We start from the raw sequence: 6,188 nt of genomic DNA on the forward strand, positions 1-6,188 counted from the left end.
TGAACTTCGTTCCACAACATGAACCGCCGTATACCGAACGGTACGTACGGTGGTGTGAGAGGACGGGAGTTAATCACTCCCTCCTACTCGATCTAAGGATTTAGATGCCGAACCTGCTTTATTTAGCAGTAAAGCCTACCAAATTTTTAATATCCAGGTAGGCTTTTTAAAGCTATAAGCTTAAATTATATTGCACGCTGCACTTTGCCGCTCCGGAGGCAGCGGGTGCACACCAGAATGCGCTTGGGAGATCCGTTTACCACCGCACGCACACGCTGCAAGTTAGGCTTCCACTTTCTTTTAGTACGAATGTGTGAGTGACTGATTTGGAAACCACTTGCCACACCCTTACCGCATATTTCGCATCTTCTGGCCACTGCGATACACCTCCTTTATATACCGCCGAAAAAATGGTAAAATAACTCCAAAGTCTCACCTTGATAGTATATCACAAAAAACACTAATTTCAAAGTAGTTTTTGCACAACTTTCAATGTTATTAACTTGACAGGCCGGCCGGGCTGCAAAAGGCTGCCAAAACCGGCGGCCTGGAAGGGGAAGCGTATATTTTCAGGATTGAGGGTGAAATAATGGTTAAAGTTGGCGACCGGCTGCAGTTATGGCCCAAAGACAAATACCCTAAATACGGAATAGTTAGAGAAACCAGTTCCCGGGGGGTAGTTGTGGAAATTACCGAGGTGGATCCCCGGGATTATACCCGGTACAAACCCGGGCATGTAATAACCTTTCCCTGGTCTCATTTTCGCGTGGTTTTTAATGTGGATAAACTTTAAGGGAATGGTGATAAATTTTGAATGAAATTTTAAAGAAACCGGTGCAGTACCTAAAGGGTGTGGGGCCTAAGAGGGCCGGGATACTGAAAAAAATAAATATCCTTACAGTGGGAGATTTATTATACCACTTTCCCCGGGAGTATCAGGACCGTTCTAATATTTGCCCTGCCCAAGGGTTAGAGCATGGCCGGGTGGCCACCGTGATGGGACGGGTGTTATATGCCAGGGAACTGAAACCCCGCCGGGGGTTGACGATTATTAAGCTGGCGCTGGATGACGGACAGGGGGTATTTTTTGCGGTTTGGTTTAACCAGAAATATGTCATTAAACAGTACCCGCCGGGAACAATGCTGCTGGTGACGGGAAAGGTGGATAAAAGCTACCGCGGGGAAATACAGCTGCAGGTAATAGATTGCGAGGTCACCGGTGAATCCCACCAGGCCCTGCACGGCGGCGGGATTGTACCCATCTATCCGCTCACCGAGGGCATCAGTCAGAAGTACATACGTTCCGTTATGCAGTATGCCCTGCAGGAAACTGCCTCCCTGCGGGATTTTATACCGGAACACTTACTGGTCAAATACCGCCTGCCCGGCCTTAAAAAAGCAATCAGCAGCATCCACCGGCCGGAGAATGAAAACGATATCCGGCAGGCCCGGCGCAGGTTTATATTTGAAGAGCTGTTTCTGCTGCAGCTGGCCCTGGCAAAACAAAGAAAAAAAATAAAGAGGCAGCAAAAAAGCCACCGCTACCCAGAGGGAAACGGCCGGTTGGTGGAAGCATTTTTAAAACAGCTGCCCTTTAAACTCACCGCTGACCAAATTAAAGTGTGGAACGAAATTCGCGGCGATATGGAATCTTCCTATCCCATGAACAGGCTTTTGCAGGGAGATGTGGGCTCGGGTAAAACAGTGGTCAGTGCCCTGGTGCTGGTAAAAGCAGTGGAAGCCGGGCTGCAGGGGGCGCTGATGGCGCCTACCGAAATACTGGCCGAGCAGCACTACCTGGGACTGTCCCGCTGGTTAAAACCGCTGGGAATAAATACAGCCCTGCTCACCGGCAGCATCAAAAAAAGCCGGCGGGAAAAACTTTTAGCGGAAATAGAGCGGGGAGAAGTACAGGTGCTCATAGGAACCCATGCTTTAATACAGGATATGGTCAGCTTTAAGCAGCTGGGAGCGGTGGTTGTGGATGAGCAGCACCGTTTTGGGGTAAAACAGAGGCTGGCCCTGCAGGCCAAGGGAAATCTGCCCGACGTGCTGGTAATGACCGCCACCCCCATTCCCCGTACACTGGCATTAACGGTTTACGGTGATTTAGATATATCGGTGATATATCATTTACCACCGGGGCGGAGGCCGGTACGAACCTATCATGTTACCCACCGGGCAATTAATGATGTATACCGCCTAATCCGGCGGGAAGTGAAGAACGGTAAACAGGCGTATATAGTGTGCCCGCTGGTGGAGGAGTCAGAGATGCTGGATGTGCAGGCGGCGGTGGATTTAGCGGACCGGTTGTCCGGCACTGTTTTCCGGGACTTAAATGTTGGCCTGCTGCACGGGCGTATGAAAGCCGGTGAAAAAGAAGCGGTGATGATAGAATTTCGGGATGGAAATATAGACATACTGGTATCCACCACGGTAATCGAGGTGGGGGTTGATGTGCCCAATGCTACGGTAATGGTGATAATAGATGCCCACCGCTTTGGCCTGGCTCAGCTGCACCAGCTGAGGGGCCGGGTGGGCCGCGGCCGGAGCCAGTCATACTGTATACTGGTGGCAGATCCCAAAACAGAAGAGGGCAGGCAGCGCATGGCGGCCATGGTGAACAGCGGGGACGGGTTTGTGCTGGCGGAGGAGGATCTGCGCCTGCGCGGTCCCGGTGAATTTTTTGGCGTAAAACAATCCGGGCTGCCGGAATTTAAAATAGCCAGCATTATTAGAGACCGCCGGGCGATGGAATGTGCCCGGGAAGAGGCCGCTGTGCTGATAGAAAAGGACCCGGAACTGCAGCGGCCGGAACATCAGCTGCTGGCGCAAGAACTGTACCACCGCTTTGGCAAAAACGAAAAACTGCTCAATATCGGTTAATTACGGCAGCTGTTTTTTATTAACTAATGTCTAAACGACAATTATTGGTTTTAATCTTATTACATAATTCTTATCCCATTTATGAATAATAAATAATGCATAAATGTCCTGATAACGGGAGGTGCTTCAATGGCTAAAAAGAAGAAAACAGAGTTTCCCATGAACAATGAACAAAGAGAATTTATGTTTGAAGTGGCCCAGGAAATGGGCGTTTTTGGCAGGGTACAAAGGAAACCCGGTTTGACAGCACCCAGTACGGGGGCAGATGAGTTAACCAAAACAGACCACGGCAGCTATGCCCGGTTTAATCCCAAAGGTTAAATGTACCGGCATAAGTGCGCTAAAGAGGCTCATGTACAGCTGACTGCAGCTGCTGATTTCCCGAACAAATGGATAGGGGTGTTTCCCAACCGCACCCCAAATGCTGAGCGCGCTCAATGAGGTTGGTGTAGAACAAGCGGACCGAGCAAGTCCGCTTGTTCCGTTAATGCAGGTACATGCTGAACTCTTCGGAACTTATACCGCTGTGCAAAGCGGCGGACACACCCCCGGCAATAATTTTAGAAGTGTTTTGAATTAACATGTCCACTTCCTTGGGTGTAACCATCAGGTTGCCGCCGAAGGGTGCTAACACTTCATTTAATGCCTCCTGCACCACCTGCTGCTGGTAAGCCTGGTATATCTGCGGGGTGGTTTTGTAGCGTTCAAACAGCCTGTCTATGGCATCGGAGGCTATCATGGCCGCGTGTACCACCGTGGGAACCCCAATGGCAATGGTGGGTACGCCCATACTTTCTTTATTAATACCGGCCCGTTTATTGCCCACACCGGACCCGGGAGCAATGCCCGTATCTGCTATTTGAATGGTGGTGGCAATGCGCTCCACACTGCGGGAAGCCAGTGAGTCAATGGCGATGATCAGTTCCGGTTTGATATTATCCACTATGCCTTTAATTATTTCAGCGGTTTCGATACCGGTAATTCCCAGAACTCCCGGTGATACCGCGCTTACCGGCCGCATTCCCTCCCGCACTTCACTGGGCGCGTAATTGAAAATGTGGCGGGTAACCATCACTTGATCCACCACTTTGGGACCCAGGGCATCGGGGGTGGCGTTCCAGTTGCCTAAGCCCACCACCAGTACATTAGCCTCAGGGGACAAATTGAACAACCGCCCCAGGTGTTTGGCCAGCACCTCTACAACTTCCTGGTGCACTTCGCGGTTGTTATCCCTTAAACCGGGTGCTTCGATGGTAATATATGTTCCCCGGGGTTTTCCCATCACTTGTTCGGCGGATTGTTCCAGGATTCTAACGGTGGTAACGGTACAGTTGCTGTATTTTTCTTTATCCATAGCTACCCCGGGGATTTCTTGGCCGGTTTGACCTCTTACTATTTCCTGGGCTTCAACAGCCAAGTCCAAAGTGATGCCAAACTGGGAAAGAATTTTACTGTTTACAGTCAATGAGCTTACCTCCCTGTTATCAATGACAATTTTATTTTTTACCCCAATAGGGAGATATATACAATAAATTCAATTCTAACTAAATAAATCGATTTTTTTTTCCCGATATGCTATAATAATTTTTATTAGAAAGGATTGTTATTTTTGAGGGTAATTGCAGGTAGTGCTAAAAAAACGCTGCTTAAAAGTCCCAAAGGAAAGAATACCAGGCCAACTGCAGACCGGGTAAAGGAATCGGTATTTAACATTTTAAGCTCCCGGGTTTTGGGAAGTGTTTTTTTGGATTTGTTTGCCGGAAGCGGGGCCATGGCAATAGAGGCCCTGAGCAGGGGCGCGGAGCAGGCGGTGCTGGTGGAGAGGGACTATCGAAACGTAAAGCTGATAAAAGAAAATCTGCGGATAACTAAGCTGTGGGATCGTGCAGAGATACTGGGCAGGGATGTTTTTCAGGCCATTAAAAATTTAGGGCAGGATAATAAAAAATTTGACATTATATATATCGATCCCCCTTACCGTGCGGGGTACTACCAGAAGGTACTGGAAGAAATTGTAGATTGTGACCTGATATGCCGGGGAGGGATAGTGGTGGTGGAAAGCAGCAAACAGCTGCCCCCTCCGGAAACGGTGAAAACAATATCCAGGGTACGTACACAAAAATACGGTGATACAATGGTTAGTTTTTATCAAAAATCACAGCAATAAATGGAGGACGGCTTATGCGCATAGCAGTATATCCTGGCAGTTTTGACCCCGTTCATTACGGCCATATAGATATCATTGAACGCGCTTCGGCACTGGTTGATAAGTTGGTGGTGGCGGTGGCTGTTAATCCGAACAAAAAACCCCTTTTTAGTTTAGAAGAGCGGGTGGAAATTTTAGAAGAGGTACTTAAAGACTACTCCAATGTGTATGTGGAATCCTTTGAAGGGTTAACGGTAAACTTTGCATTAAAACATGGTGCCCAAGTGGTAATCAGGGGTTTAAGAGCGATAACGGATTTTGAGAATGAGTTTGTCTTTGCACTAACCAATAAAAAGCTGGCACCCACCACAGAAACCGTTTATCTGATGACCCGTTCGGAGTATTCTTTTATTAGTTCCACCGGTGTAAAGGAAGTGGCTTACTATGGAGGGAATGTAACTGATATGGTGCCTTCCATGGTGGCGGAAAGGTTGTTAAAAAAATATAACGACAGTTTAAAATAGGGGGGAGATATTTTGGAACTCCTGAATATATTAAATGAACTGGAAGAGCTGATTGAAGAAAGTCCCAAGGTTCCGTTAAGTAAAAGGGTAATGGTAGATGAAAACAAAATTTTGGATTATATTGACCGCATACGTACCACACTGCCCGATGAAGTAAGACAAGCCAAGCTGTTAATTAAAGAAAGGGAGAAGGTAATAAACGAATCCCGGCGGGAAGCCCAGCAGCTGCTGGAGAATGCACAGCGGCAGATTGAGAAAAAAGCCAATGAAAGTGAAGTAGTTGAAATGGCCCAAAATAAAGCTAAAGAAATAATTCAACAGGCTGAAAAAATAGCCCGGGAAATAAGGCTGGGGGCGAGGGATTATGCAGATGAAATTCTGCAGAAAATGGAAAATGATTTAAGCAAACTAACTAAGCAAATCAAAGCGGGCAGGGAAGAATTACAAAAAATGAAGTAATACAAATACCCCTATGCATCAGGGGTATTATTTATTTACAATCGAGTAGGAGGGAGTGATTAACTCCCGTCCTCTCAAACCACCGTACGTACCGTTCGGTATACGGCGGTTCATGTTGTGGAACGAAGTTCATCGTAGCGCTTGACTAAGCTCTTAAGTCCTTGTTCTCGCCA

Annotated in this window: 8 protein-coding genes; 6 read left to right on the forward strand and 2 right to left on the reverse strand. The window is 47.7% G+C overall.

Annotation, left to right across the window (positions count from 1 at the left end; genetic code table 11):
- Positions 1 to 185 precede the first annotated feature (185 nt).
- Entirely contained in the window at positions 186 to 377 is a 192-nt protein-coding gene (rpmB, locus tag JOC37_RS12890) for a 50S ribosomal protein L28 (RefSeq protein WP_204619531.1), read from the reverse strand.
- A 212-nt stretch (positions 378 to 589) separates the two neighbouring features.
- On the opposite strand from rpmB, the gene JOC37_RS12895 reads away from it, so the two are divergent.
- From JOC37_RS12895 to JOC37_RS12905, 3 genes are all read left to right on the forward strand, one after another.
- Positions 590 to 793, forward strand: coding sequence for a hypothetical protein (locus JOC37_RS12895; RefSeq protein ID WP_204619533.1), 204 nt, complete (start codon positions 590 to 592; stop codon positions 791 to 793).
- Positions 794 to 810: 17 nt separating this feature from the next.
- On the forward strand, positions 811 to 2,886 hold the full coding sequence (gene recG / locus JOC37_RS12900; RefSeq protein ID WP_207755016.1) for an ATP-dependent DNA helicase RecG: 2,076 nt from the start codon (positions 811 to 813) through the stop codon (positions 2,884 to 2,886).
- A 129-nt stretch (positions 2,887 to 3,015) separates the two neighbouring features.
- Positions 3,016 to 3,207: a hypothetical protein gene (locus JOC37_RS12905; protein ID WP_204619535.1), complete on the forward strand. Its 192-nt coding sequence runs from the start codon at positions 3,016 to 3,018 to the stop codon at positions 3,205 to 3,207.
- Positions 3,208 to 3,370: 163 nt separating this feature from the next.
- Here the strand turns inward: JOC37_RS12905 and gpr are convergent, their stop codons facing one another.
- Positions 3,371 to 4,351, reverse strand: coding sequence for a GPR endopeptidase (gene gpr, locus JOC37_RS12910; protein WP_207755017.1), 981 nt, complete (start codon positions 4,349 to 4,351; stop codon positions 3,371 to 3,373).
- A 144-nt stretch (positions 4,352 to 4,495) separates the two neighbouring features.
- Here gpr and rsmD point away from each other — a divergent pair, with 144 nt between their 5' ends.
- Genes rsmD through JOC37_RS12925 form a run of 3 tightly spaced genes read left to right on the forward strand, consistent with a single transcriptional unit; the run spans position 4,496 to position 6,015 of the window.
- Positions 4,496 to 5,053 carry a 16S rRNA (guanine(966)-N(2))-methyltransferase RsmD gene (gene rsmD, locus JOC37_RS12915; protein ID WP_204619537.1) on the forward strand — a complete coding sequence of 186 codons (558 nt, stop codon included), beginning with the start codon at positions 4,496 to 4,498 and terminating at the stop codon, positions 5,051 to 5,053.
- Between the two features lie 14 nt (positions 5,054 to 5,067).
- Positions 5,068 to 5,556, forward strand: coding sequence for a pantetheine-phosphate adenylyltransferase (gene coaD, locus JOC37_RS12920; RefSeq protein WP_204619539.1), 489 nt, complete (start codon positions 5,068 to 5,070; stop codon positions 5,554 to 5,556).
- Between the two features lie 12 nt (positions 5,557 to 5,568).
- Complete coding sequence (locus JOC37_RS12925) at positions 5,569 to 6,015, forward strand: ATPase (protein WP_204619541.1); 447 nt, start codon at positions 5,569 to 5,571, stop codon at positions 6,013 to 6,015.
- Positions 6,016 to 6,188 lie beyond the last annotated feature (173 nt).

This window comes from Desulforadius tongensis (genome assembly GCF_016907915.1).
GTDB classification, from domain to species: Bacteria; Bacillota; Desulfotomaculia; order Desulfotomaculales; family Desulfohalotomaculaceae; genus Desulforadius; species Desulforadius tongensis.

What these genes read in the sequence shown, in the direction of transcription:
- JOC37_RS12895 (WP_204619533.1), top strand. Translation starts at nt 590, where the DNA reads ATGGTTAAAGTTGGCGACCGGCTGCAGTTATGGCCCAAAGACAAATAC.
- JOC37_RS12905 (WP_204619535.1), top strand. Translation starts at nt 3,016, where the DNA reads ATGGCTAAAAAGAAGAAAACAGAGTTTCCCATGAACAATGAACAAAGA.
- coaD (WP_204619539.1), top strand. Translation starts at nt 5,068, where the DNA reads ATGCGCATAGCAGTATATCCTGGCAGTTTTGACCCCGTTCATTACGGC.